The organism is Leifsonia sp. 2MCAF36 (genome assembly GCF_052115525.1).
GTDB lineage: Bacteria > Actinomycetota > Actinomycetes > Actinomycetales > Microbacteriaceae > Leifsonia.
This window is the reverse complement of record NZ_JBFRGV010000003.1, coordinates 280,939-304,761: the sequence shown is the minus strand read 5'-3', so window position 1 is coordinate 304,761 and position 23,823 is coordinate 280,939. Positions and strand designations below refer to the sequence as shown.

24 protein-coding genes are annotated in these 23,823 nt (G+C 69.4%); 19 read left to right on the top strand and 5 right to left on the bottom strand.

Annotated elements, in window-relative coordinates; all coding sequences use genetic code 11:
- Positions 1-44: 44 nt before the first annotated feature.
- The 8 genes from glmS (at position 45) to AB4079_RS06740 (ending at position 6,826) form a co-directional block, all read left to right on the top strand.
- Positions 45-1,895 carry a glutamine--fructose-6-phosphate transaminase (isomerizing) gene (gene glmS / locus AB4079_RS06775; protein WP_441786527.1) on the top strand — a complete coding sequence of 617 codons (1,851 nt, stop codon included), beginning with the start codon at positions 45-47 and terminating at the stop codon, positions 1,893-1,895.
- A 4-nt stretch (positions 1,896-1,899) separates the two neighbouring features.
- Entirely contained in the window at positions 1,900-2,256 is a 357-nt protein-coding gene (locus AB4079_RS06770) for a holo-ACP synthase (protein ID WP_441786526.1), read from the top strand.
- Positions 2,253-3,383, top strand: coding sequence for an alanine racemase (alr, locus tag AB4079_RS06765; protein ID WP_441786525.1), 1,131 nt, complete (start codon positions 2,253-2,255; stop codon positions 3,381-3,383). Before AB4079_RS06770 ends, alr begins: the two co-directional genes overlap by 4 nt.
- 50 nt (positions 3,384-3,433) lie before the next feature.
- Complete coding sequence (gene tsaE, locus AB4079_RS06760; protein WP_441786605.1) at positions 3,434-3,880, top strand: tRNA (adenosine(37)-N6)-threonylcarbamoyltransferase complex ATPase subunit type 1 TsaE; 447 nt, start codon at positions 3,434-3,436, stop codon at positions 3,878-3,880.
- 9 nt (positions 3,881-3,889) lie between these two features.
- The gene (tsaB, locus tag AB4079_RS06755; RefSeq protein ID WP_441786524.1) at positions 3,890-4,510 is read left to right on the top strand and encodes a tRNA (adenosine(37)-N6)-threonylcarbamoyltransferase complex dimerization subunit type 1 TsaB; all 621 of its coding nucleotides are present in this window, start codon (positions 3,890-3,892) and stop codon (positions 4,508-4,510) included.
- A complete protein-coding gene (gene rimI, locus AB4079_RS06750) occupies positions 4,507-4,992 on the top strand; it encodes a ribosomal protein S18-alanine N-acetyltransferase (protein ID WP_441786523.1) in 486 nt (161 codons plus the stop codon). The genes tsaB and rimI overlap by 4 nt, the downstream gene beginning before the upstream one ends.
- Positions 4,989-6,074: a tRNA (adenosine(37)-N6)-threonylcarbamoyltransferase complex transferase subunit TsaD gene (tsaD, locus tag AB4079_RS06745; RefSeq protein WP_441786522.1), complete on the top strand. Its 1,086-nt coding sequence runs from the start codon at positions 4,989-4,991 to the stop codon at positions 6,072-6,074. Before rimI ends, tsaD begins: the two co-directional genes overlap by 4 nt.
- Positions 6,075-6,193: 119 nt before the next feature.
- Positions 6,194-6,826 carry a DUF4190 domain-containing protein gene (locus AB4079_RS06740; protein WP_441786521.1) on the top strand — a complete coding sequence of 211 codons (633 nt, stop codon included), beginning with the start codon at positions 6,194-6,196 and terminating at the stop codon, positions 6,824-6,826.
- A 33-nt stretch (positions 6,827-6,859) separates the two neighbouring features.
- On the opposite strand, the gene AB4079_RS06735 is transcribed toward AB4079_RS06740, so the two are convergent.
- Positions 6,860-8,047, bottom strand: a complete 1,188-nt coding sequence (locus AB4079_RS06735; RefSeq protein WP_441786520.1) for a THUMP-like domain-containing protein — start codon at positions 8,045-8,047, stop codon at positions 6,860-6,862.
- 143 nt (positions 8,048-8,190) lie between these two features.
- On the opposite strand from AB4079_RS06735, the gene groES reads away from it, so the two are divergent.
- Positions 8,191-8,487, top strand: coding sequence for a co-chaperone GroES (gene groES / locus AB4079_RS06730; protein ID WP_055894868.1), 297 nt, complete (start codon positions 8,191-8,193; stop codon positions 8,485-8,487).
- 163 nt (positions 8,488-8,650) lie between these two features.
- Positions 8,651-9,592 (top strand): EamA family transporter RarD, encoded by a 942-nt coding sequence (rarD, locus tag AB4079_RS06725; RefSeq protein WP_441786519.1) that lies wholly within the window; start codon positions 8,651-8,653, stop codon positions 9,590-9,592.
- Positions 9,593-9,673: 81 nt separating this feature from the next.
- Here rarD and AB4079_RS06720 read toward each other — a convergent pair whose 3' ends face one another.
- The gene (locus AB4079_RS06720; protein WP_441786518.1) at positions 9,674-9,853 is read right to left on the bottom strand and encodes a hypothetical protein; all 180 of its coding nucleotides are present in this window, start codon (positions 9,851-9,853) and stop codon (positions 9,674-9,676) included.
- Between the two features lie 449 nt (positions 9,854-10,302).
- On the opposite strand from AB4079_RS06720, the gene guaB reads away from it, so the two are divergent.
- A complete protein-coding gene (gene guaB / locus AB4079_RS06715) occupies positions 10,303-11,805 on the top strand; it encodes an IMP dehydrogenase (protein WP_441786517.1) in 1,503 nt (500 codons plus the stop codon).
- An 86-nt stretch (positions 11,806-11,891) separates the two neighbouring features.
- On the opposite strand, the gene AB4079_RS06710 is transcribed toward guaB, so the two are convergent.
- On the bottom strand, positions 11,892-13,058 hold the full coding sequence (locus AB4079_RS06710) for a MalY/PatB family protein (protein ID WP_441786516.1): 1,167 nt from the start codon (positions 13,056-13,058) through the stop codon (positions 11,892-11,894).
- A 70-nt stretch (positions 13,059-13,128) separates the two neighbouring features.
- Between AB4079_RS06710 and AB4079_RS06705 the strand changes: the two genes are divergently transcribed.
- The 7 genes from AB4079_RS06705 to guaA all read left to right on the top strand — a co-directional run bounded on the left by AB4079_RS06705 (position 13,129) and on the right by guaA (position 21,048).
- Entirely contained in the window at positions 13,129-14,247 is a 1,119-nt protein-coding gene (locus tag AB4079_RS06705; protein ID WP_441786604.1) for a GuaB3 family IMP dehydrogenase-related protein, read from the top strand.
- 41 nt (positions 14,248-14,288) lie between these two features.
- The gene (locus tag AB4079_RS06700; RefSeq protein ID WP_441786515.1) at positions 14,289-16,088 is read left to right on the top strand and encodes a glycerol-3-phosphate dehydrogenase/oxidase; all 1,800 of its coding nucleotides are present in this window, start codon (positions 14,289-14,291) and stop codon (positions 16,086-16,088) included.
- A gap of 111 nt (positions 16,089-16,199) precedes the next feature.
- Positions 16,200-16,733 carry a cation:proton antiporter regulatory subunit gene (locus AB4079_RS06695; RefSeq protein WP_441786514.1) on the top strand — a complete coding sequence of 178 codons (534 nt, stop codon included), beginning with the start codon at positions 16,200-16,202 and terminating at the stop codon, positions 16,731-16,733.
- 6 nt (positions 16,734-16,739) lie between these two features.
- Positions 16,740-18,104: a cation:proton antiporter gene (locus AB4079_RS06690; RefSeq protein ID WP_441786513.1), complete on the top strand. Its 1,365-nt coding sequence runs from the start codon at positions 16,740-16,742 to the stop codon at positions 18,102-18,104.
- Between the two features lie 56 nt (positions 18,105-18,160).
- The gene (locus AB4079_RS06685) at positions 18,161-18,970 is read left to right on the top strand and encodes an SURF1 family protein (RefSeq protein WP_441786512.1); all 810 of its coding nucleotides are present in this window, start codon (positions 18,161-18,163) and stop codon (positions 18,968-18,970) included.
- A gap of 4 nt (positions 18,971-18,974) precedes the next feature.
- Entirely contained in the window at positions 18,975-19,424 is a 450-nt protein-coding gene (locus AB4079_RS06680) for a DUF3817 domain-containing protein (RefSeq protein WP_441786511.1), read from the top strand.
- A 37-nt stretch (positions 19,425-19,461) separates the two neighbouring features.
- Complete coding sequence (gene guaA / locus AB4079_RS06675) at positions 19,462-21,048, top strand: glutamine-hydrolyzing GMP synthase (protein ID WP_441786603.1); 1,587 nt, start codon at positions 19,462-19,464, stop codon at positions 21,046-21,048.
- A 70-nt stretch (positions 21,049-21,118) separates the two neighbouring features.
- On the opposite strand, the gene AB4079_RS06670 is transcribed toward guaA, so the two are convergent.
- Together AB4079_RS06670 and AB4079_RS06665 are read right to left on the bottom strand one after the other, a co-directional pair.
- Positions 21,119-21,910, bottom strand: a complete 792-nt coding sequence (locus AB4079_RS06670) for a Bax inhibitor-1/YccA family protein (RefSeq protein WP_441786510.1) — start codon at positions 21,908-21,910, stop codon at positions 21,119-21,121.
- A gap of 58 nt (positions 21,911-21,968) precedes the next feature.
- Positions 21,969-22,574, bottom strand: a complete 606-nt coding sequence (locus AB4079_RS06665; RefSeq protein ID WP_441786509.1) for a hypothetical protein — start codon at positions 22,572-22,574, stop codon at positions 21,969-21,971.
- Between the two features lie 93 nt (positions 22,575-22,667).
- Between AB4079_RS06665 and AB4079_RS06660 the strand changes: the two genes are divergently transcribed.
- Entirely contained in the window at positions 22,668-23,789 is a 1,122-nt protein-coding gene (locus tag AB4079_RS06660) for a glycerophosphodiester phosphodiesterase family protein (RefSeq protein ID WP_441786508.1), read from the top strand.
- Positions 23,790-23,823: the final 34 nt, after the last annotated feature.

Genomic DNA, 23,823 nt, shown 5'->3' with positions numbered 1-23,823 from the left:
CGCTCGCAGCGTGGCCCCACCGAGCCCACGGTAGACTCGCCACCATGTGCGGAATCGTGGGGTACGTCGGTACCGACAAGAGCCTCGAAGTGTTGCTCGGCGGCCTGAAGCGCCTGGAGTACCGCGGCTATGACTCGGCCGGAATCGCCGTGATCGGCCCCGACGGGGCGCTCGGGACCGCGAAGAAGGCGGGCAAGCTCGCGGTGCTCACGGCGGACCTGCAGGAGAACCCCATCCCGAACGGCCAGACCGGCATCGGCCACACCCGCTGGGCGACGCACGGCGGCCCCACCGACGCGAACGCGCACCCGCACCTGGGCGACGACGGTCGCCTCGCCGTCATCCACAACGGCATCATCGAGAACTTCGCCACGCTGAAGGACGAGCTGCTCGCCGACGGCTTCGCCTTCGAGTCGGAGACCGACACCGAGGTCGCCGCCGTCCTGCTCGGCCGCGAGTACCGCCGCACCGGCGACCTGCCGGAGGCTTTCCAGGCGGTCGTCTCGCGCCTGGAGGGCGCCTTCACGCTGCTGGCGATGCACCAGGACCAGCCGCACGTCGTCGTCGGCGCGCGCCGCAACTCCCCGCTGGTGATCGGCCTGGGCGACGGCGAGAACTTCCTCGGCTCGGATGTGGCCGCTTTCGTCGAGCACACCCGCCGTGCCATGGCGATCGGGCAGGACCAGATCGTCACCATCACGCCGGAGAGCGTCACCGTCACCGACTTCAGCGGCATGCCCGTCGAGGTGGCGCCGTTCGAGGTGGAGTGGGATGCGTCCGCCGCCGAGAAGGGCGGCTGGTCGTCGTTCATGGCGAAGGAGATCGCCGAGGAGCCGGACGCCGTCGCCAACACCCTGCGCGGCCGCCTCGTCGGCGACGCGGTGCACATCCCGGAACTGGATGCCCTGGGCGACGACTACTTCGCAGGCATCGACCGCGTCACGATCATCGCGTGCGGCACGGCCGCCTACGCCGGTCTGGTCGGCAGCTACGCCATCGAGAAGTGGGCCCGCGTCCCTGTGACGGTCGAGCTCAGCCACGAGTTCCGCTACCGGGAGCCGGTGCTGACCGAGGGAACGCTGGTGATCTCGATCAGCCAGTCGGGCGAGACGATGGACACGCTGATGGCCGTCAAGTACGCCCGCGAGGCGGGCGCGAAGGCCATTTCGATCTGCAACACGCAGGGGGCCACCATCCCGCGCGAGTCGGACGCGGCGCTCTACACCCACGCCGGCCCGGAGGTCGCTGTCGCGTCGACGAAGGCGTTCGTGGCGCAGATCACCGCGCTCTACCTGTTCGGTCTGCACCTCGCCCGCATCCGCGGGACGTTCTCGGAGGCGCAGCAGCGCGACGCGATCGCGGAGTTCCACACCATCCCGGGGAAGATCGCGACCGTGCTCGAGTCGCACGCCGACATCGCACAGCTGGCCAAGTGGATGTCGGACACCCGCTCGGTGCTGTTCCTCGGCCGCCATGTGGGCTACCCGATCGCTCTGGAGGGCGCGCTGAAGCTCAAGGAGCTCGCCTACATCCACGCGGAGGGGTTCGCTGCCGGTGAGCTGAAGCACGGCCCGATCGCGCTGATCGAGGCCGGTCAGCCGGTTTTCGTCGTCGTGCCGAGCCCGCGCTGGTCGGACGAGCTGCACAAGAAGGTCGTCTCCAACATCCAGGAGATCCGCGCCAGGGGCGCCCGGGTCATCGCGATCGCCGAGGCGGGCGACGCAGCCGTGCTGCCGTTCGCGGACGAGGTCATCCGCATCCCGCTCACGGCCCCGCTGTTCGAGCCGCTGCTGGCCGTCGTTCCGCTGCAGATCTTCGCCATGGAGCTGTCGGCCGCCAAGGGCCTCGACGTCGACCAGCCGCGCAACCTGGCGAAGTCCGTCACCGTCGAGTGACGCCGTGATCACCGGTATCGGGGTCGACGTCGTCGACCTTGCCCGCTTCGAGCGGTCGATCGCCCGCACTCCGAAGCTGCGGGAACGGCTGTTCACGGAGGCGGAGCGCCCGCTGCCGGTGCATTCGCTCGCTGCGCGGTTCGCCGCGAAGGAGGCGCTGATCAAGGCCCTCGGCGGCTCGGAGGGCGTGCGCTGGCACGACATGGAGATCGTCCCGGACGAAGAGAGGAACCCCGGTTTCGTGCTGCACAACGTGGTCGAGGCGCAGGTGCGCGAACGCGGCATCGTGCGCATCCACGTGTCGATGTCGCACGATGCGGGCGTCGCCACCGCGTTCGTCGTGACGGAGAGCGCACCGTGACGGCGGCCTTCCGTGAGCGGGTCGTCGACCTGGACGCGGTGACCGCAAACGTGGTCCGGCTCCGCGAGCTGGTGGGGACGCCGCACGTGATGGCCGTCGTGAAGGCGGACGCGTACGGCCACGGCGCGGTCGAGAGCGCCCGCGCGGCGCTCGCCGGGGGCGCGGACTGGCTGGGCGTCGCCGAGATCGCCGAGGGCGTGGCGCTGCGGGAGGCGGGCATCACCGCACCCGTGCTGGCCTGGCTGCACGACCCTGGCGAGGACTTCGTCTCCGCCGTGCGCGCACACCTCGATCTGGGACTGTCGTCGCTCGGTCAGCTGGAGGCGGTCGCTGCCGCTGCCGCCGGGGACGAGGATCACCGGCCGGCCTTCGTGCACCTGAAGGTCGAGACCGGGCTGAGCCGCAACGGAGTCGCCGAGTCCGACTGGGATGCGGTGTTCGCCCGGGCGCGCGAGCTGGAGGCACGCGGCGGTGTGGTCGTGCGCGGCATCTTCTCGCACCTGTCGAACGCGTCGCCGGAGGACGACCGCGCCGCCATCGCCGTCTTCGAGCGGGCGCTGGAGCGTGCGCGCGCGGCCGGTCTGGAGCCGGAGCTGCGGCACATCGCCGCCAGTGCGGCGGCACTGACGCTGCCCGAGGCGCGGTACGACCTGGTGCGGCTGGGCATCGCCGTCTACGGCCTGTCGCCGTTCGGCGGCGGCTCCGGGACCGAGCTGGGGCTGCGTCCCGCGATGACGCTCCGCGGTCGGGTCGCGGCGGTGCGCAGGGTCCCCGCAGGCAAGGGCGTCTCATACGACTACACGTACCGCACGGCCGAAGAGACGACCCTCGTGCTGGTCCCTCTCGGGTACGCCGAAGGCATCCCGCGCCACGCCTCCAACCGCGCGCCGGTGTCGATCGGCGGCCGCATCTTCCGGATCAGCGGCCGGGTCGCCATGGACCAGTTCGTGGTGGATGTCGGCGACCTCGACGTGCAGGTCGGCGACGAGGTGGTCCTGTTCGGCGACCCCGCGACCGGTGCCCCCAGCGCCGACGACTGGGCGGAGGCCGCCGGCACCATCAACTACGAGATCGTCACGCGGCTCGGCGGCCGGCTGACCCGGACCTTCGTCGGCGGCGACCGGTGAGTTCTGCTCTGCACCCGCCCGCGACGCGGCGCGTTGCGACCGCCGAGGACATGCACACGCTCGGCCTCGAACTCGCGACCGTGCTGCGCGCGGGCGACCTCGTGGTCCTGTCCGGACCGCTCGGCGCAGGCAAGACCACCCTGACCCGCGGCATCGGCGACGGGATGGACGTGCGCGGCCCGGTCACCAGCCCCACCTTCGTGCTGGCGCGGACGCATCCCAGCCTCTCCGGCGGTGTGCCGCTGGTCCACGTCGACGCGTACCGGTTGTCGAGCGCGCTCGAACTCGACGACCTCGACATCGACTTCGCACGCTCGGTGGTCGTCGTGGAGTGGGGCAGCGGGATGCTGGATGGCGTCGCCGAGTCGTGGCTGGAGGTCGCGATCGAGCGTCCGACCGGTGCGGACGAGCGGATGACGGAACCCGCGGACGACGAGCTGGATGAGCCTCGCACCGTGACCATCACCGGCTACGGGCCGCGCTGGGCCCAGGCTTAGGCTGGAGGCATGCTTCTCGCCATCGATACGTCCGCCGGCACCAGCGTGGCCGTCGTCGACCGGGATGCCGGGGTGCTCTCCGAGGTGATCGAGACCGACACGATGCGGCACGCCGAAGTGATCGGCACCCTCATCGATGAGGCGCTGACGGTCGCCGGGATCGACGTGCGTGCGCTGTCCGGCGTTGTCGCCGGCATGGGCCCTGGCCCGTTCACCGGCCTCCGGGTCGGGATCGCGGCGGCGAAAGCCTTCGCGATCGGCGCCGGGAAGCCGCTCGTGCCGGTGGTGAGCCACGACGCCGTCGCCTACGACCGCTACCTGGCCGGCCAGGCGGGCCCCCTGCTCGTGGTGACGGATGCGCGCCGCCGCGAGCGCTACTGGACCGCCTACTCCGGCGCCGACGAGCTGGGGCTCCCGGTCCGCCTCGACGGGCCGGGGCTGACGAAGCCGGACGAGTTGCCGCATCCCGACCTGGCGCGCATCGAGGCGGACGTGGTCCCGGCCGGCCGCCTCGGGATGCTCGCGGAGCTCCGCTTCGCCAACGGCCGACCGATGGACCGCGATGAGGCGCTGTACCTGCGCTCGCCCGATGTGACCCTCTCCGCCGGGCCGAAGCGGGTGACGGCGTGACCGCCTACGAACTGCGGCGCGCGAACCCGGACGATGTCCCCGCGATCATGGAGCTGGAGCGCTCGGTCTTCGCCAGCGACGCCTGGTCGGAGCGCTCGATGCTCTCGGAGGTGACCGGCGAGCACGGTTACTACCTGGTCGCCTTCCAGCCGGACACGCCGGAGCAGCTCGACGGCTACGCCGGGCTGCTGGCGCCGCGCGGGGGGACCGAGGGCGACATCCAGACCATCGCGGTGGCGCCGCACGCGCGACGCCGGGGCCTCGGCCGCGTACTGATGCAGGCGCTGATCGGCGAGGCGCGCCGGCGCGGAGCCGACGAGGTCTTCCTCGAGGTGCGTGCCGACAACCCTGCGGCGCAGACGCTGTACCGCGAGCTCGGCTTCGAGGAGATCGGTGTGCGCCCCAAGTACTACCAGCCGGACGGTGTGGATGCGGTCGTCATGCGCCTCGCCGTCCCGACCCCGGAGACCACGATCGCATGAACCGCGCCCCTTCTGCCGGGCTGAGCCCTCTCGTACTCGGTATCGAGACCTCCTGCGATGAGACCGGCGTCGGCATCGTCCGTGGCACCACCCTGCTCGCCAACACGATCGCGTCGTCGATGGAGGAGCACGCGCGCTATGGGGGCGTCGTCCCCGAGGTCGCCGCGCGGGCGCACCTCGAGGCGCTGGAGCCCACGCTGCGGACGGCCGTGGCCGACGCGGGCATCGACCTGGCCGAGGTGGATGCGATCGCGGTCACCAGCGGACCCGGGCTGTCGGGCGCGCTCATGGTGGGCGTCGGCGCGGCCAAGGCGCTCGCCGTGTCCCTCGGCAAGCCCCTGTACGCGGTCAACCACCTGGTCGGCCACGTCGGAGCGGACCTGCTCGACGCCTCGGGCGGACCCGGGCACCCGGTCGAACTGCCCACGATCGCGCTGCTGGTTTCGGGCGGCCACACCTCCCTGCTGCTGGTCCGCGACCTGGTCTCCGACGTGGAGCTGCTCGGCGAGACCATCGACGACGCGGCCGGGGAGGCGTTCGACAAGGTGGCGCGTGTGCTGGGGCTGCCGTATCCCGGTGGGCCGCAGATCGACCGGGTGGCCGCGGACGGCGACCCGAAGGCGATCCGCTTCCCCCGGGGACTGACGCGCCCCAAAGACCTCGAGCGCCACCGCTACGACTTCTCCTTCTCCGGGCTCAAGACGGCGGTCGCCCGCTGGGTCGAGCAGCGGCAGGACGCCGGCGAGGAGGTTCCGGTCGCCGACGTCGCAGCATCCTTCCGGGAGGCGGTCGTCGATGTCCTGATCACGAAAGCGCTCGCGGCCTGCCGGGACCACGGCGTCCCGCGACTGCTGCTGGGCGGCGGGGTGGTCGCGAACGCGCGGGTACGGCAGCTCGCGGTGCAGCGTTCGGCCGAGGCGGGCGTGGCCCTTCGCATCCCGGCCCTCTCGCTGTGCACGGACAATGGCGCGATGATCGCGGCGCTCGGTGCGCAGCTGATCATGGCAGGGCACGCACCTAGCGAGCTGACCTTCTCAGCGGACTCGACCCTGCCGGTGACCGACATTCAGGTCAGCCGCTGACAGTACTGCGTTGACACTTCAGCGGGGGCCCTGCCACCATGGAGCGATACAGCGTTCTTTCAGGAAGCCTGCTTCCGGCGAGGCGCCGACCAGCTTCCACGATGAAGGAGATGGGTCCCATGACCGATCCGAACGCCCCCACCGACCCGGTGGACCCCAACACGCACAACGGCGCCGTCCCGGCGACGCCGGCGGTTCCGCCTGTTCCTCCGGCGCCGCCCGCCGGCGACACCGGTGCGGTCCCGCCGCCCGCTCCCGACTACGGCCAGCAGCCGCCGGCCCCGGGTTACGGCCAGCAGCCCCCCGCGGGTTACGGTCAGCAGCCGCCCGCGCCCGGTTACGGCGAGCAGCCGTACGGCCAGCAGCCCTACGGTCAGCAGCCCTACGGGCAGCAGGGCCAGCAGCCCTACGGCCAGCAGCCCTACGCTCAGCCGGCCTATGGACAGCCCGCGCCGGGCTACGCCCAGCCGTACGGTCAGCCGGCCGCCAAGTCGCCGATCCTGAGCATCCTCTCCCTCGTCGGCGGCATCGTCGGCATCGTGCTGAACCTGGCCTGGGGCATCGGTTTCCTGTTCGGCATCGGCGCGATCGTGCTCGGCTTCATCGGCAAGAACAAGGAGCCCCAGGCTCGCGGATTCTGGCTCACCGGTATCATCCTCGGCTTCGTCAGCATCGCGATCGCGATCATCTACTGGATCTTCCTCGCGATCATCTTCGCCAGCATCGCGAACAACATCCCGAGCAACTACTGATCCCAGCTGCTCGGACGTAGTGCGGCCCGCGGCCTACAGCCGCTCGGCCAGTAGTGCGGTGTGCCGCCCGGCCACCCTGGTGAGAATCAGGGTCGCCGGGCGGTCGCCGTTCAGTCCCAGGCGCCGGCGCAGCGCGGCCGGGTCGACATCCACGCCGCGCTTCTTGATCTCCAGAGTGCCGATGCCGCGCTGGCGGAGCGCCCTCTTGAGGTCCTTCTCGGCGTAGGGCAGCGTCTCGAGGATTCGGAAACCCGCCGCGAAGGGCGTCTCCGCGGGTGCATCGGCGGTGATGTACGCGATCTGCTCGGACACCATCCGGCCGCCGATCCGTCGCGCGAGGTCCCCGATCAGGCGCGCGCGGATCACCGCGCCGTCCGGCTCGAACAGGTACTCGCCGAGGGGACCGGTTTCCTCGTCTGCGCTGTCCGCCTCGGCGGTGAGCTCGTCCGCCTGGTCGCCGCGGAGCACGAGAGCGGCCCGGCGGATGCCCGGGCGGGCGAGGGCGCCGAACCAGAGTCCGAGCTCGACGACCTGGCCGTCGGCGGAGATCCACTGCGCCTCGGCGGTCGAGGGGATGAGGTCGCGGTCGAAGCCGGGGCCGAGCTTCAGGCCGACGGAGCGGCCGGTCGCCAGTTCGTAGGCGAAACCGAGCGACGGCGTGTAGTCGTCGGGGTCGACCAGGCGCTCGGTCTGGCCGTGCCCGGCGGTGCGACGGGCCGGGTCCAGGAAGACGCCGTCGATCTCGCGCAGATCCACGTCCTCCGCCCGGCGCTGCTCCACCGTCGCGGTCGGGAACGGCGCCAGGTTGAAGGATGCGATGGCCGCGGTGACCTCGTCGGCGTCCACTGCGGTCACGTCGAGCTCCAGCGCGGCCAGGGCGAGCGCGTCGCCTCCGATCCCGCAGCCGAGGTCGGCGATACGACGGATGCCGGCAGCGCGGAACCGGCCCGCGTGACGCGCGGCGACCGGCAGGCGCGTGGCCTGCTCCAGGCCCGCCTCCGTGAACAGCATGCCGGACGCGAACTCGCCGAACTTGGCCTGCGCTTTCCGCCGCAGCTTGGACTGCGTCAGCACCGCGGCGACGAGAGCGGGGGAGTGCCCCTGTTTGCGGAGGTCGCTGACGATCCGGAGCACGTCCTGCTCGCTGCGGTACGGCGGGAGGGAGTCGAGGAGCCGGAGCCCTTCGGGGCTCAGCAGCGCGACCAGCTCGGACCGTTCCATGGCGTCCACGCTACCTTCCCCCGGTGCCTGGCACTCACGTTGCGGGACTGCTAACGCACCCCCTAGACTCGGGTTAGCACTCTCACCATGAGGTTGCTAATCAGTCTTAGTCAGACACTGTTCTTCACAGGAAAGGGGTCAACGTGTCGGTCTCCATCAAGCCGCTCGAGGATCGCATCGTCATCAAGCAGGTCGAGGCTGAGCAGACCACTGCTTCCGGTCTGGTCATCCCCGACACCGCCAAGGAGAAGCCGCAGGAGGGCGAGGTCGTCGCCGTCGGCCCCGGCCGCATCGACGACAACGGCAACCGCGTCCCCCTCGATGTCGCCGTCGGCGACAAGGTCATCTACTCCAAGTACGGTGGCACCGAGGTCAAGTTCGGCGGCGAGGACTACCTCGTGCTTTCGGCCCGCGACGTTCTCGCGGTCGTCGTTCGCTGACGCATCCCTCTTCCGACGGCCCGGCTGCCCTGCAGCCGGGCCGTCGTCGTTTCCGGGGCTGTCGAGTCGGGACATTTGGGGCAAGTCGGCCGAAAGCGGCCGCCGGGTATCCCGCGATTTGGGGCAAATGGCTGACGCTGAACCAGGGCGTAGAGTCGGACGAGTGGCAGCAACAGACGACCTCACCACCCACCGTTCCTCCGGCCTCGCCTACGCCGTCTCCGCGTACGTGCTGTGGGGCATCCTGCCGATCTACTTCCTGGCGCTGGCGCCGGCCAGTGCCTGGGAGATCGTGGCGTGGCGCGTCGTCTTCTCGCTGGCGTTCTGCGCCATCGCGCTGACGGTCACCCGTTCGTGGGGTCGATTCGGTGCGCTGCTGACCGACAAGCGGGTGCTGTTCACGATGGGACTCGCCGGCCTGTTCATCTACATCAACTGGCAGACCTACGTTCTCGCGACGGTGAGCGGCCACGTCGTCGAGGCGGCGCTCGGCTACTTCATCAACCCGATCGTCACGGTGTTCCTCGGCGTGCTGGTGCAGCGCGAACGGCTCCGCGTCGCACAATGGGTCGCGGTCGGCGTCAGCATCGTCGCCGTCATCGTGCTCGCTGTCGGCTACGGGTCGGTGCCGTGGATCGCGCTCATCCTGGCCTTCTCCTTCGGCTTCTACGGGCTCATCAAGAAGCGGGTCGGCGGCCGGGTGGATGCGCTCTCCGGCCTGACGCTGGAGACCATGTGGTTGACACCCGTCGCGATCATCCAACTGGTGGTCGTCGGCGTCACGGCCGGACTGACGATCGGCAGCGACGGCCCCTGGCATGCCGTGCTCCTGGCCGGAGCCGGCGTCATCACCGCCGTGCCGCTGCTGTTCTTCGCCGCCGCCTCGCGCCGGCTCCCGCTGGTCTACATGGGCTTCATCCAGTACTTCGCCCCGTTCATCCAGTTCGTCGTCGGCGTCGCCGTGCTGCACGAGGCGATGCCGCCGGAGCGCTGGGTCGGCTTCGCGATCGTCTGGCTGGCGCTCCTCATCCTGAGCGTCGACATGATCGCCGCTGCACGCCAGGGCAAGCGGGCCGCCGAGCTCGACCTGGCGCCCGTCGACTAGGTGCGGGATCGGCGGACGAGATCGGCGCGACCCTACGAGTGCTCTCACCCGCTCGTAGGATCGCGCATCCGCGCCGGGTAGTCAGTCCTCTCGCTCTATTGCGCGCAGGTCGCGGTCAGTGAGCCTTCGCCCCACGATGATCAGCGTGCCGAACCACGCAGAGCCGACCAGCAGCCATCCCCACCAGGGCAGCAGCGACGGGAAAACGAACCCGACAACGGGAAGGGCGATTCCGAGGATCCACGAGACCGCCGATCGCACCGGCGTCGCATCCCAGGCACTCCATGTTGCACGGCTGAAATAGTGGCGCACCGTGAGTAAGAAACCCCTCACAACGCGACGCCGATTCCCAGGGCGACCAGCGGGTCGGTGATGGACGGCTGGCTCACCGAGGCGATGCCGGTGAGAGATCCGCCCACCACGACACAAATGATCGAGGTGATGGCCACGGCTGCAGACAATCGAGCTTTTCGGTACATCGTCGTTTCCTCTCGTCGTACATGACGACGGCGAAAACTGATCGCTCACCCGTGAACTGGAAGCGACAGATGCTATCGACCCGTCAGTGGTAGAGACGAAGGAATAGCCATTTCATGACGCGAGGGATCTGCCACCGCCGTCCCAACCGCCTCATCGGGGCGGAATACCCGCCCAGGTTCTGCCGTTACCATTGAGCATCCACAGTCGCGCATCTTCCTGTTAGGGGTGAAATGGATCAGCCCGATCCGTTCGGTTTCATCGGTTTGACCTACGACGACGTCATGCTCCTCCCCGGGCATACCGACGTCATCCCGAGCGAGGCGGACACGTCCACCCGGCTCACCAAGCGCATTTCGATGGCGACCCCGCTGCTGTCGAGCGCGATGGACACCGTGACCGAGTCGCGCATGGCCGTCGCCATGGCACGGCAGGGCGGCATCGGCATCATCCACCGCAACCTGTCCATCGAGGACCAGGCGGCGCACGTCGACAAGGTGAAGCGCTCCGAGTCGGGCATGATCACCAACCCGGTGACCACGACGCCCGGGGCGAGCGTCGAAGAGGTGGATGCGCTGTGCGGCCAGTTCCGCGTCAGCGGTCTGCCGGTCATCGAGCCGGACGGCACCCTCGTGGGCATCATCACGAACCGTGACATGCGCTTCGTGTCGCCGTTCGAGCGGTCGACCACCCAGGTCCGCGACGTCATGACGCGCCAGCCGCTGATCACGGCGCCGGTCGGCATCGACCCGGACTCCGCCGTCGCCATCTTCGCCGAGCACAAGATCGAGAAGCTTCCGCTGGTCGACGCCGACGGCAAGCTCCGCGGGCTGATCACGGTCAAGGACTTCGACAAGAGCGAGAAGTATCCGGACGCCACCAAGGATGACGAGGGCCGCCTGCGCGTCGGTGCTGCCATCGGCTTCTTCGGCGACGCCTGGGACCGCGCCATGACGCTGGTCGATGCGGGCGTCGACCTCATCGTGGTCGACACCGCGAACGGCGACAGCGCCGGCGTACTCGACATCATCCGCCGCCTCAAGGCGGAGCCGCGCGCGTCGCACGTCGACGTGGTCGGCGGCAACGTGGCCACCCGCTCGGGCGCACAGGCGCTCATCGACGCAGGCGCCGACGCGATCAAGGTCGGAGTCGGCCCCGGATCCATCTGCACGACCCGTGTCGTCGCCGGTGTCGGCGTACCGCAGGTCACCGCGGTGTACGAGGCGTCGCTCGCGGCCCGCGAGGCGAACGTCCCGCTCATCGCCGACGGCGGCCTCCAGTACTCGGGAGACATCGCCAAGGCGCTGGTCGCCGGAGCCGACAGCGTCATGCTCGGCTCCCTGCTGGCCGGGACCTCCGAGTCGCCGGGCGAGCTCGTCTTCGTCAACGGCAAGCAGTTCAAGAACTACCGCGGCATGGGGTCGCTCGGCGCCCTCCAGACGCGCGGCAAGAAGACCTCGTACTCGCGCGACCGCTACTTCCAGGCGGATGTGCCGAGCGACGAGCAGCTGATCGCCGAGGGCATCGAGGGGCAGGTGCCGTTCCGCGGCCCGCTCTCCGCCGTCGCGTACCAGCTCGTCGGCGGCCTGCGTCAGTCGATGTTCTACGTCGGCGCGCGCACCATCCCGGAGCTGAAGTCGCGCGGCAAGTTCGTCCGCATCACGGCGGCCGGGCTGAAGGAGTCGCACCCGCACGACGTGCAGATGGTCGTCGAGGCCCCCAACTACCGTCGCTGACCCCGACCGACACACTGTTCGCCGTCGTTTGTCACGTCGGCGGCTGCTCGACCAGCCGCGGACGTGACGAACGGCGGCAGAAGCGTTCAGCCGCCCGAGCGTCGGGCGAGTTCGGCGATGCGGTCGACGGCCTCGGTGAGCACCTCGGGCGAGCAGGCGAAGTTGAGGCGCACGAAGCCGGCGCCCTGGGTTCCGAAGTCGGTGCCCGGGTTCAGCGCGACGCGGGCCCGCTCGAGGATGCGCGCCGCCGGGTCGTCGCCCCAGCCCAGCTCCCGCAAGTCGAGCCACGCCAGGTAGCTGGCGTGCGGCTCCCGGTAGCGGACATGCGGCAGCCGGTCGGTCAGCAGCAGCGACAGCAGCGCGCGATTGGATTCGATGGCCGCGAGTGCGCCGTCCAGCCAGTCCTGCCCGGAGCGGTAGGCGGCCTCCGTCGCGATGCGTCCGAACTGGCTGGTGCGCACCTCCACCTCGATCGGGAGTCCGTGGACGCGTTCGGCCAGCTCGCCGGACGTCGTCACGAAGAGGGCGCATTTCAGGCCGGCCAGATTCCACGCCTTGCTGGCTGCGTGGGCGGCGATGCCGACCCGGCGCGCATCAGCGGAGACCGACAGGAACGGCGTGAACTGGGCGCCCGAGTGCGTCAACGGCGCATGCACCTCGTCGCTCACCACCCACACGCCGTGGTGCGCCGCGAGCTCGGCCACCGCCTCCAACTCGGCGCGCGGATGGACGAGTCCGAGCGGATTGTGCGGGTTGCACAGCAGGAACGCCTTCGCGCCGCCGGCGAACGCACGCTCCAGACCGGCGAGGTCCAGCGCCCAGCCGGTCCCGTCGCTGCCGCCGTCGAGCAGCGGAACCTCCTCGACCACACCACCGGCTTCCGGAATGAAGTCGAAGAACGGCGGATAGACCGGTGGCGTGACGACCACCCGGTCGCCCGGCTCGATCAGCATCCGCAGCGTCTCGACGATGACCACGCCGACATCCGTCGTCGTGCGCGTCTGCGCCGGGTCGACATCCCATCCCCACCGGCGTCGCGCGTAGTCCGCGAAGGCGCGCTGCGTGCGGTCGTCGGGGCCGATGTAGCCGGTGTCGCTGCGGTCGACCGCCGCGTGCAGAGCGTCGGCGATGGGAGGGGCGAGCGGGTAGTCCATCTCGGCGACGAACAGCGGGAGCACATCGTCGGGATACGCACGCCACTTCTCGCTGGTTCGCTGACGCAGGCGGTTGAGGGTTTCGGCTTCGACGCTCACTCCACCACTGTGCCACGGCCATCCGGCACTGGCCCAGTGCTCGTCGCGGCCTAGACTGAAACGCGTGAGTATGGAGATCGAGATCGGGCGCGCCAAGCGCGCCCGCCGTGTGTACGCCTTCGACGACATCGCGGTGGTCCCCAGCCGTCGCACCCGTGACCCGGAAGACGTCTCGGTCTCGTGGACGATCGACGCGTACCAGTTCGACATCCCGTTCATCGCTGCCCCGATGGATTCGGTGGTCTCGCCGACGACCGCCATCATGATGGGCCAGCTGGGCGGGCTCGGAGTGCTCGACCTCGAGGGCCTGTGGACGCGCTACGAAAACCCGGAACCGCTGCTGGCGGAGATCCGCGAGCTTCCGGCCGAGCGGGCGACCTCACGCATGCAGGAGATCTACTCGGAGCCGATCAAGCCTGAGCTGGTCACGCGTCGTCTGGCGGAGATCCGTGAGGGCGGAGTGACCGTCGCCGGCGCCCTCTCGCCGCAGCGCACACAGGAGCTCTACGAGACGGTCGTGGATGCCGGTGTCGACCTGTTCGTCATCCGCGGCACCACCGTGTCCGCCGAGCACGTCTCGAAGAACGTCGAGCCGCTCAACCTGAAGAAGTTCATCTACGAGCTGGATGTGCCGGTCATCGTCGGCGGCGCCGCCACCTACACGGCCGCGCTGCACCTGATGCGCACCGGCGCGGCGGGTGTCCTGGTCGGTTTCGGCGGCGGGGCCGCATCCACCACTCGTTCTACCCTCGGCATCCACGCGCCGATGGCGACCTCGGTCGCCGACGTCGCAGGGGCGCGCCGCGACTACATGGACGAGTCCGGTGGACGCTACGTGCACGTGATCGCCGACGGCGGCCTCGGCAGCTCCGGCGACATCGTCAAGGCGATCGCCTGCGGTGCGGACGCCGTGATGCTGGGCACCACGCTGGCCCGCGCCACCGATGCTCCGGGCGGCGGCTGGCACTGGGGCGCCGAGGCGCACCACTCACAGCTGCCCCGAGGCAACCGCGTCTCGGTGGGTCAGATCGCCCCGCTCGAGGAGATCCTGTACGGGCCCGCGCCGGTCGCGGAGGGCTCTGCGAATCTGGTGGGAGCCTTGCGCCGCAGCATGGCGACGACGGGATACTCGGACTTGAAGGAGTTCCAGCGCGTCGAGGTTGTCGTCGCGCCCTACCGAACACAGTAGGACCAGTTGCCGGCCGTCGGCGGCCGGGGAGGGAGAGAACGATGACCGTTACTCAGTCGGCTCCGGGCGGCGACAGGCACGCCACGCCCGCCTCCAACCCTGCGGTGACGTATCCGTCACGGCTCGGACCCGCCGAGCGAGCGGCAGCGATAGCCGCGCTCAAGGACACCGAACTCGACATCCTGGTCGTGGGCGGCGGCATCGTGGGCGCCGGTTCCGCGGTCGACGCGGCCACCCGCGGCCTGACCACGGGTCTCGTGGAGGCACGGGATTTCGCGTCCGGCACCTCCAGCCGGTCGTCCAAGCTGGTGCACGGCGGCATCCGCTACCTCGAGCAGCTCGACTTCCGGCTGGTCCGGGAGGCGCTGATCGAGCGCGGCCTGCTGCTGCAGCGCATCGCGCCGCACCTGGTGAAGCCGGTGCGCTTCCTCTACCCGCTGCACAAGCGGATCTACGAGCGCTTCTACATCGGCGCCGGGATGATGCTCTACGACATCTTCTCGTACTCCGGAGGACGCCCTCCCGGTGTCCCGCACCACCGACACCTCAGCAAGCGGCAGGTGCTGAACGCCATCCCGTCGATGAACAAGGACGCCCTGGTCGGCGGCATCACCTACTACGACGCCCAGGTGGATGACGCCAGGTACGTCGCGAACCTGGTCCGCACCGCGGCCCACTACGGCGCCCATGTGGCGTCGCGGGTACGGGTCGAGGGCTTCATCAAGGTCGGCGAACGCGTCGTCGGTGTGCGCGCACACGACCTGGAGACGGACGAACGGTTCGACATCCGCGCCAAGCAGGTCGTCAACGCGACGGGCGTGTGGACGGACGACACGCAGTCGATGGTGGGGGAGCGCGGGCAGTTCAAGGTGCGCGCCTCCAAAGGCATTCACCTGGTCGTCCCGCGCGACCGGTTCCAGTCGAAGATGGGGCTGATCCTCCGCACCGAGAAGAGCGTGCTGTTCGTCATCCCGTGGGGCAGGCACTGGCTCATCGGCACGACGGACACGGACTGGCACCTCGACAAGGCGCACCCGGCGGCGACGGCCGCCGACATCGACTACCTGCTGGCGCACGTCAACGAGGTGCTGAACGTGCCGTTGACGCGTGAGGACGTCGAGGGCGTGTACGCCGGGCTCCGGCCGCTGCTCGCCGGCGAGTCGGAGCAGACCTCGAAGCTGTCGCGCGAGCACCTCGTCGCCCACTCGGTGCCGGGTCTGGTGGTCATCGCCGGCGGCAAGTGGACCACGTACCGGGTGATGGCGAAGGATGCGGTGGATGCCGCCGTCAGCGCGCTCGACGGCAAGATCCCCGCCTCCACCACGATGGACATCGCGCTGGTCGGCGCCGAGGGCTACCAGGCGGCGTGGAACCGCCGGAGCCGCATCGCGGCGGAGTCCGGCCTGCACGTCGCCCGCATCGAGCACCTCCTGAACCGGTACGGCACGTTCGCCGAAGACATCCTGGCCCTGATCCGCGAGGACCCGTCGCTGGCCGACCCGCTGCCCGGCGCCGACGACTACGTCGGCGCGGAGGTCGTCTACGCCGCGACGCACGAGGGCGCCCTGCACCTGGAGGATGTGCTCGCGCGCCGGACCCGCATCTCCATCGAGGCGTGGGACCGCGGCGCCTCCGCGGCGCCCGTCGCGGCATCGCTGCTGGCGCGCGTGCACGGGTGGGACAAGGACCGCGAGGAGCGCGAGGTGCGGACCTACCTCCGGCGCGTCGAGGCGGAGCGCGCCAGCCAGCTGCAGCCCGACGACGAGTCGGCCGACCGCATCCGCCTGGAGGCGCCCGACATCGTCGAAGAGGATGCGGCCGCGAAGAAGCACCGCGGCTGAGAAGCACCGCAGAGGGCCCTCCTGGGAACGTGATCCCGGGAGGGCCCGCGCGCGCCTCGGGTAGGCTGGAAGCCCACCCCTTATGCCGGCGAACCCGGCGGATGGAGACGGATGATGGTTGACGTTCGACGGGTCAAGCTTCCCGGGGTCGGGGTGCTGCACACCTTCGTGACCGACGATGGCGGCAAGGTCGGCGTCATCGCACACCGGTCCGGTCACAGCGACCTCATCACGTTCTCCGACCATGAGGACGGCAGCGACGTCACCAAGGTTTCGCTGCGCCTCAACGACGACGAGGCGCACACGCTCGCCGAGCTGCTCGGCGGCACGCAGATCACCGAGACGCTCACCGCGCTGGACCAGATCCCGGGCCTCAGCATCGACTGGTTCACTGTGGACTACGACGATCACATCGCCGGTCAGCAGCTGGGGGCGCCCGGCGACCGCGGCTTCGTCGGCCTGACCGTCGTGGCCGTCGTGCGCGGCGACTCCGCCAACCCGGCTCCCGCGCCCGACTTCAAGGTCTTCCCCGGCGACACCCTCGTGGTCGCGGGTACGCCCGAGAAGGTCGCCAAGGCGTTCTCGTTCTTCCGCACGGGCAGCGTCGCCCCCCGGGCCACCGCCGACGCTCCGCCCGGAGGCTGATCCACGATGCATCTCGGCGAAGACCTCATCGTTCTCGGAATCCTGCTGCTCGTCGCCTACGTGCTCGGGCGTCTGGGCAGGCTGGTGAGTCTCCCCGCGATCCCCATCTATATGATCGTCGGGCTGCTGGCGAGCCCGCACACCGGATGGTTCCCGCTCAACTTCGAGAGCCGCTACATCGAGCTGATAGCCGTCTTCGGCCTCATCCTGCTGCTCTTCAACCTCGGGCTGGAGTTCGACCAGGACGAGTTCTTCGGCAACTTCGGCAAGCTGATCGTCTCCGGCGGCTCCTACATCCTCATCAACATGGGGGTCGGGCTGGTCTTCGGCTTCATGGTCGGCTGGGGGACGCGCGAGGCGCTCATCATCGCGGGCATGACCGCGACGTCGTCCTCGGCGATCGTCACCAAGCTGCTGATCGAGCTGCGCCGGCTGGCGAACACGGAGACGCCGATGATCCTCGGCGTGACCGTCGTGGAAGACATCTTCATCGCCATCTACCTGGCGATCGTGTCCGTCGTACTCAGCGGCGAGAAGGACTTCTGGCCGGTCGTCACCAAGCTGGCCATCGCGTTCGCCTTCCTGGTCGTCATGTTCACCGTCGCCCGCTGGGGCGGCCGCTATGTGTCGCGGCTGTTCCGCACCAAGGACGACGAGCTGTTCACTATCCTGTTCTTCGGCTTCGCCGTGCTGTTCGCCGGGATCGGCGAGTTCCTGGGTGTGACGGACGCGATCGGCGCCTTCCTGATCGGCCTGGTTCTCGGGGCGACCAAGTACCGCAACAAGATCGAGCACATCGCCACCCCGCTGCGGGATGTGTTCGCCGCCTTCTTCTTCCTCAACTTCGGTCTGGCGCTGAACCCGGCGCAATTCCCGTCGGTCCTCGTCCCCGTGCTCATCGCGGTCGGCATGACCATCGTGCTCAACATCGGCGCAGGACAGTTCGTCGCCTGGATCAACGGGATGGGGGTGCAGGCAGGCATCAACACCACCGTCATCCTGCAGAACCGCGGGGAGTTCGCGCTCATCCTCGCGACGCTGTCGGTGTCCGCCGGACTGGATGCGCGCATCCAGCCGTTCGCCGGTCTGTACGTTCTGATCATGGCCGTGCTCGGCCCGATCCTCGCAGCGAACTCCGAGAAGATCGGTGCGATGATCCTACGGGCCGGCCCGAAACGCCGGCGTGAACGGAAGAAGAAGTTGCCGAATCCCATGCTCGACGAGGAGATCGCGCTCGTGGATGCAGCAACCACCGACTTCGACGCGGCTGTGCGCGAGCCGGTGAGAGCGGACGAGGCACGGGACGCCGTCGACCGGATGGTCGAGCGCGCCATGCAGCAGGACATCAGCGGCGAACGGGAACGGGACTGATCATCGACACGAGCACAGGAGGGCCTCCGCTCACGGGCGAGACCACCCTCTTCCGGATGATGCTGCGCCCGCGATGGATCGGAGCGCTCGTCTTCGCGCTGCTGCTCGCCGCCGGGTTCGCCTGGCTGGGGCAGTGGCAGCTGGAGCGGGCCGTCGAGTCCGGGAAAGCGGTCGAGGCGCCGACCGAGACGGTGCTGCCGCTCGCGAAAGTGGCCGCCCCGGGAGCGCCGCTGCGGGACACCGCCGTCGGCCAGCTGGTCGACGTCACCGGAACGTTCGTCCCCGGCGACTACCAGCTGCTCGAGGGGCGCCTGAACCACGGGACGAGCGGCTGGTGGGTGGTCGGTCACGTCAACATCCAGGGCCCCGACGGACGGCCGATCGCCCTCGCCGTCGCGCGCGGCTGGGCGGCCGACGAGGCAACAGCCAAGGCGTCCGTGGCGAAGCTGGCGGAAGAGCCGCCGACCCCGCAGCGCATCGTCGGGCGCATTTTGCCGGACGAGCAGCCGCAGGTACCGGACGACAAGCAGAAGGACCCGACCGGGATGCGCAGCCTCGGCGTCGGGCAGCTGTACAACCTGTGGACCGGTGTCGACGGGATCGACGTCTACGCCGCGTACGTCGTCGAGCGCGGTGCTCCGGACGGCCTGGTCCAAATCGACTCGCCCCCGCCGATCGCGCAGACCGAGCTCAACTGGCTGAACCTCTTCTACGCCGCCGAGTGGATCATCTTCGCCGGGTTCGCGGTGTTCCTCTGGTACCGCCTGGTGAAGGACGCCAAGGAGCGAGAGGACGAACTGCGTGCGCTGGAGGCGCAGGCTGTGGTTCCGGGGCGGGGAGGCGCCCCCGCGGGGAACGTAGAATAGGCGTATGCCCCTCGCTCCCAAGCTCGAAGACTTCCCGAAGATCCGCGGGGCGCTCCGGTTCTACCAGGTGTTCGCGTACGTCACGGGCATCATGCTGCTCCTGCTGTGCGTCGAGATGATCGTCAAGTACGGCCTCGGTTACCAGCTCTTCGCGTTCAGCAACTACGGCGTCTTCACCTTCGTCCCGGTGAAGACCGCGGTCGCGCCGACCGGTGTCGACCTGAGCACCGGCATCCTGATCGCGCACGGCTGGCTGTACGTCGTGTACCTCATCTCCGACTTCCGCCTGTGGAGCCTGATGCGCTGGCCGTTCACGAAGTTCGTCCTGATCGCCCTCGGTGGCGTCGTGCCGTTCCTCTCGTTCTTCGTGGAGGCGCGCATCAGCAAGCAGGTGAAGTCCTACCTGGCCGGCCGGGAGGCCGAAGCCACGACCCTCGCGGAGGCCACAAATTAGCGGAGATCCCATGAGTGCAGACGCTGCTTTCACCGACATGCTGGGCGGGGCCGACTCCGCCAACCCGTCCGGGCCTGTGCTCGTCGTCGACTTCGGTGCGCAGTACGCGCAGCTGATCGCGCGACGGGTCCGTGAGGCCAACGTGTACTCGGAGATCGTGCCGCACACCGTCACGGCATCCGAGATCGCGGCGAAGCGCCCATCCGGCATCGTGCTCTCGGGCGGCCCGTCCAGCGTGTACGAAGAGGGCGCTCCACAGCTCGACGAGGCGATCTTCGACCTCGGCGTCCCGGTGCTCGGCATCTGCTACGGCTTCCAGGTGATGGCCACAGTGCTCGGCGGCGAGGTCGCGAAGACCGGCCAGCGCGAGTACGGCTCGACTGCTGTGCGGATCTCCGACGCAGGCGTCCTGCTCGACGGGCAGCCCGAGGAGCAGACCGCGTGGATGAGTCACGGCGACTCGGTCGCCCGCGCGCCGGAAGGCTTCGAGGTGCTCGCGTCGACCGACGGCACCCCGGTCGCGGCGTTCGCCAACGACGAGCGCAAGCTGTACGGCGTGCAGTGGCACCCGGAGGTGAAGCACTCCGCCTACGGGCAGGCCGTGCTCGAGAATTTCCTGCACCGCGCCGCCGGTATCCCGGCGGACTGGAACAGCGGCAACGTGATCGCCGACCAGGTCGCGGCCATTCAGGCTCAGGTCGGTTCCGGCCGGGTGCTCTGTGCGCTCTCCGGGGGCGTCGACTCCGCGGTCGCGGCGGCGCTGGTGCACAAGGCGGTCGGCGACCAGCTGGTGTGCGTCTTCGTCGACCACGGGCTGCTCCGCCAGGACGAGGCACGGCAGGTGGAGGTCGACTACGTGGCCTCCACGGGTGTGCGACTCGTGACGGTGAACGCGCAGGAGCAGTTCCTGAACGCTCTCGCCGGGGTCAGCGACCCGGAGACCAAGCGCAAGATCATCGGCCGGGAGTTCATCCGCGTCTTCGAGCAGGCCCAAGCGGACCTGATCGCCGAGGCCGCGAACGAGGGCGACCCGATCCGCTTCCTGGTGCAGGGCACGCTGTACCCGGATGTCGTGGAGTCGGGCGGCGGAACCGGTGCGGCGAACATCAAGAGCCACCACAACGTGGGCGGCCTCCCCGAAGACCTGCAGTTCGAGCTCGTCGAGCCGCTGCGGACGCTGTTCAAGGATGAGGTGCGCGCCATCGGTCGCGAGCTGGGGCTCCCCGAGGCGATCGTCGGCCGGCAGCCGTTCCCCGGTCCGGGACTCGGCATCCGCATCGTCGGCGAGGTGACGCAGGAGCGTCTCGACCTGTTGCGCCAGGCGGACGCGATCGTGCGTGCCGAGCTGACCGCCGCCGGGCTCGACGCCGAGATCTGGCAGTGCCCGGTCGTGCTGCTCGCCGACGTCCGCTCGGTGGGCGTGCAGGGCGACGGTCGCACCTACGGGCACCCGATCGTGCTGCGCCCGGTCTCCAGCGAGGATGCGATGACCGCCGACTGGACGCGTCTGCCGTACGACCTGCTGGCGAAGATCTCGAACCGGATCACGAACGAGGTGGACGGCGTCAACCGCGTCGTCCTCGACGTCACGTCGAAGCCGCCGGGGACCATCGAGTGGGAGTGACCTCTCCCGACGAAAGGGGCCGCTGTGCGATGCACAGCGGCCCCTTTCGTGTGTCTGGTGCGCTCCGGGATCAGTTCCGTGAGAGTGCGAAGATGCGCAGCAGCTCCAGGTAGAGCCAGACGACCGTGACCATGATGCCGAACGCACCGGCCCAGCCGTACGCCCGCGGGGCGCGGTTCTTCACGCCCTGCTGGATCGCGTCGAAGTCGAGCACGAGCGAGTAGGCGCACATGATGACGACGAGGACGCCGATCACCAGGCCGAGCGGGATGCCGAAGATGTGAAAGGAACCACGGAGACCCCACGGGTCACTCACAGCGCCGGTGACCACCAGGATGATGTTGACCACCGAGAACAGCAGGTACCCCACCATGGCGATGAGGAAAACCTTGGTTGCTTTGGCAGACGCGCGGATCTTGCCCGACGCGAAGAGGGCGAGCGTGACACCGACGACGACGATGGTTCCGATCACCGCCTGGATGACGACTCCGCCGGCGAACGACTCGTAGAACATCGAGATGCCGCCGATGAAAAGCCCCTCGGCGCCCGCGTAGGCGAGCGTGAGACCCGCGGAGGGAAGCTTCTTGCGGTTGCGGAAGATGTTGACGAAGGCGAGCACGAGCCCGGCGATCATTCCGACGATCCACAGCCCGGGGACGAACCAGCCGACCACCGCGCCGGCCAGCAGGACGGCGAAGCTGGCCGCGGTCTTGCGGATGGTGTCCTCGACCGTCATGCGGTCGGTCTCGACCGAGGTCGCTGAGGGCGCCTGGAACATCGTCTCGAGCTGCTCGGCGCTCGCCGTGGTCGGCGTATTGCGGAAGGCAGGGCTCTGGGAGAAGGCCGGGTTTGACGTTGCCATTGGTTCCTCTGCTCTGAACGAGACGGTCACGACGGTGTCGTCTCTCCAATCTAGTCGGTCATTTTCTGAGAGTTCTGACAGATTGCCATGAATCGAGGCGGACGGCGATCCACCGCGCCGCCCAGGCGGCGGCAACGATGATCACCGTGCTCGTCGCGATCGTCACCCAGCCCTCTTGGTAGTCGCGCACGAGAAGGGGGATGACGACACTCCAGCCGATGGGGAGCGCCAGCGCGGCGAAGGCAGGCACGGGACGGAGGCGCACCAGGAGCCAGGCGGCGAGGGGCACCGCGTAGCACCACGCGAAGCCGGAACCGCCCAGCATGAGCCAGGTGAAGCCGAGGACAGGCAGGGCGACCGCGACCCGCCGGCCGATGGTCGACGGCACGACGGCCCAGCCGGCGGGCTGCATCAGCGACCCGACCAGGAGGAGCGGCAGGCTGTACGTGGTCGTGCCGAGGATGCACGCGGTGCCGACCACGATCATGCCGAGGCCGATCAGCAGGCGCGCCCGGTAGCCGCCCCAGCGGAGGGGGAGCCGGGAGGCCGGTTCCACCCACAGGGCGCTCCGGGCGCTGGGCTCAGGCACGGTGCCCGGGTGGCTCGAGTCGCCCAGGGCGCTCGGATCCTGCGGAGCGGGTGTCGCGTTCTGGTCGGCGGGCACGCGACGATTCTGGCACTCGTCACGGCGCTCCGCCTTCAGGAGCGACCTGGGCGGCTTCCCGAGGCGCGCCCTCCTCGCGGCTAGTATCGGGCCATGCGTGCGCGAACCGCCCCCGTGGTCATCGGGCACCGCGGCGCGCCGGGCTATCGGCCGGAGCACACGCGCGGCTCGTACGAGCTGGCTTTTCAGCTGGGCGCGGATGCGGTCGAGCCGGATCTCGTCGCGACCAAGGATGGTGTGCTCGTGATCCGTCACGAGAATGAGATCTCGGGCACCACGGACGTGGCCGCGCATCCTGAATTCGCCGACCGCCGGACGACGAAAGAGGTGGACGGTGTCGCTCTGACCGGGTGGTTCACCGAGGACTTCACCTGGGATGAGCTGTCCACTCTTCGGGCGCGCGAACGCATCCCTGCCCTGCGTCAGGCGAACTCCACCTTCGACGGGCACTACCCACTGCTCCGGCTGCGGGACCTGCTGGACCTCGTCGAGCGTCGCGCCGACGGCGGCCGTGACGGCTCCGGTCGGGACGGTTCCGGCGGCGGTGGACGCGGGCGTGGCGGGTCCGCTCGTGGGCCGGGACTCGTCGCAGAGCTGAAGCACGCGACCTACTTCGAGGCTGCCGGGCTGCCGCTCGATGAGCTGTTCGCTGCCGAACTCGCCGATTCCGGCTGGACCGACCGGTCGGGAGTCGTCGTCGAGAGTTTCGAGCGCACCGTGCTCGCGAAACTGTACGACCGTGGCTTCCGCGGCCGACGCGTGTACTTGCTCGAGGACTCCGGGGCGCCCGCCGACCGCGTCGCCGCGCTGGGGTCGTCGGCGCCCGGGTACGACACGGATCTCACCCTGCGGGGCCTGTACGCGCTCGGTTCCGCTGTCGCACCCGCCGACCGTGTCGACGGAATCAGCGTCGAGACGACACAAGTGCTTTCGTCGGGTTCGGTGTCGATGGCTCTGTTCGGCGAAGACGATGCCGCCGACGTGGGGGCGGTGACCTCCGACCTCGTCGACCTTGCGCACTCGGCCGGGCTCGCCGTGTTCTGCTGGACGCTGCGCCCCGAGAACGCGATGCTGCCCGCGGAGTTCCGGACGACCGGAGCGGACACGGAGTGGGGCGACTGGCGGCGATTCTTCTCGATCTTGTTGCACTCCGGCGTGGACGGCGTTTTCGCGGACCATCCCGATCTCGCGGTGGCCGTGCGCGACGGGCTCTGAGCACTCGACCGACGCCTCCCGGCGGGAATGACGG

Bases quoted from the DNA above. Each gene is read 5' to 3' on its own strand.
- tsaB (WP_441786524.1), top strand. From the start codon at position 3,890: ATGCTTCTCGCCATCGATACGTCCGCCGGCACCAGCGTGGCCGTCGTC.
- AB4079_RS06660 (WP_441786508.1), top strand. From the start codon at position 22,668: ATGCGTGCGCGAACCGCCCCCGTGGTCATCGGGCACCGCGGCGCGCCG.
- AB4079_RS06705 (WP_441786604.1), top strand. From the start codon at position 13,129: ATGGAGATCGAGATCGGGCGCGCCAAGCGCGCCCGCCGTGTGTACGCC.
- glmS (WP_441786527.1), top strand. From the start codon at position 45: ATGTGCGGAATCGTGGGGTACGTCGGTACCGACAAGAGCCTCGAAGTG.
- guaA (WP_441786603.1), top strand. From the start codon at position 19,462: ATGCTGGGCGGGGCCGACTCCGCCAACCCGTCCGGGCCTGTGCTCGTC.
- guaB (WP_441786517.1), top strand. From the start codon at position 10,303: ATGGATCAGCCCGATCCGTTCGGTTTCATCGGTTTGACCTACGACGAC.
- AB4079_RS06700 (WP_441786515.1), top strand. From the start codon at position 14,289: ATGACCGTTACTCAGTCGGCTCCGGGCGGCGACAGGCACGCCACGCCC.
- AB4079_RS06740 (WP_441786521.1), top strand. From the start codon at position 6,194: ATGACCGATCCGAACGCCCCCACCGACCCGGTGGACCCCAACACGCAC.
- AB4079_RS06690 (WP_441786513.1), top strand. From the start codon at position 16,740: ATGCATCTCGGCGAAGACCTCATCGTTCTCGGAATCCTGCTGCTCGTC.
- AB4079_RS06670 (WP_441786510.1), bottom strand. From the start codon at position 21,910: ATGGCAACGTCAAACCCGGCCTTCTCCCAGAGCCCTGCCTTCCGCAAT.
- AB4079_RS06695 (WP_441786514.1), top strand. From the start codon at position 16,200: ATGATGGTTGACGTTCGACGGGTCAAGCTTCCCGGGGTCGGGGTGCTG.
- AB4079_RS06735 (WP_441786520.1), bottom strand. From the start codon at position 8,047: ATGGAACGGTCCGAGCTGGTCGCGCTGCTGAGCCCCGAAGGGCTCCGG.
- AB4079_RS06685 (WP_441786512.1), top strand. From the start codon at position 18,161: ATGATGCTGCGCCCGCGATGGATCGGAGCGCTCGTCTTCGCGCTGCTG.
- tsaE (WP_441786605.1), top strand. From the start codon at position 3,434: ATGCACACGCTCGGCCTCGAACTCGCGACCGTGCTGCGCGCGGGCGAC.
- AB4079_RS06680 (WP_441786511.1), top strand. From the start codon at position 18,975: ATGCCCCTCGCTCCCAAGCTCGAAGACTTCCCGAAGATCCGCGGGGCG.
- tsaD (WP_441786522.1), top strand. From the start codon at position 4,989: ATGAACCGCGCCCCTTCTGCCGGGCTGAGCCCTCTCGTACTCGGTATC.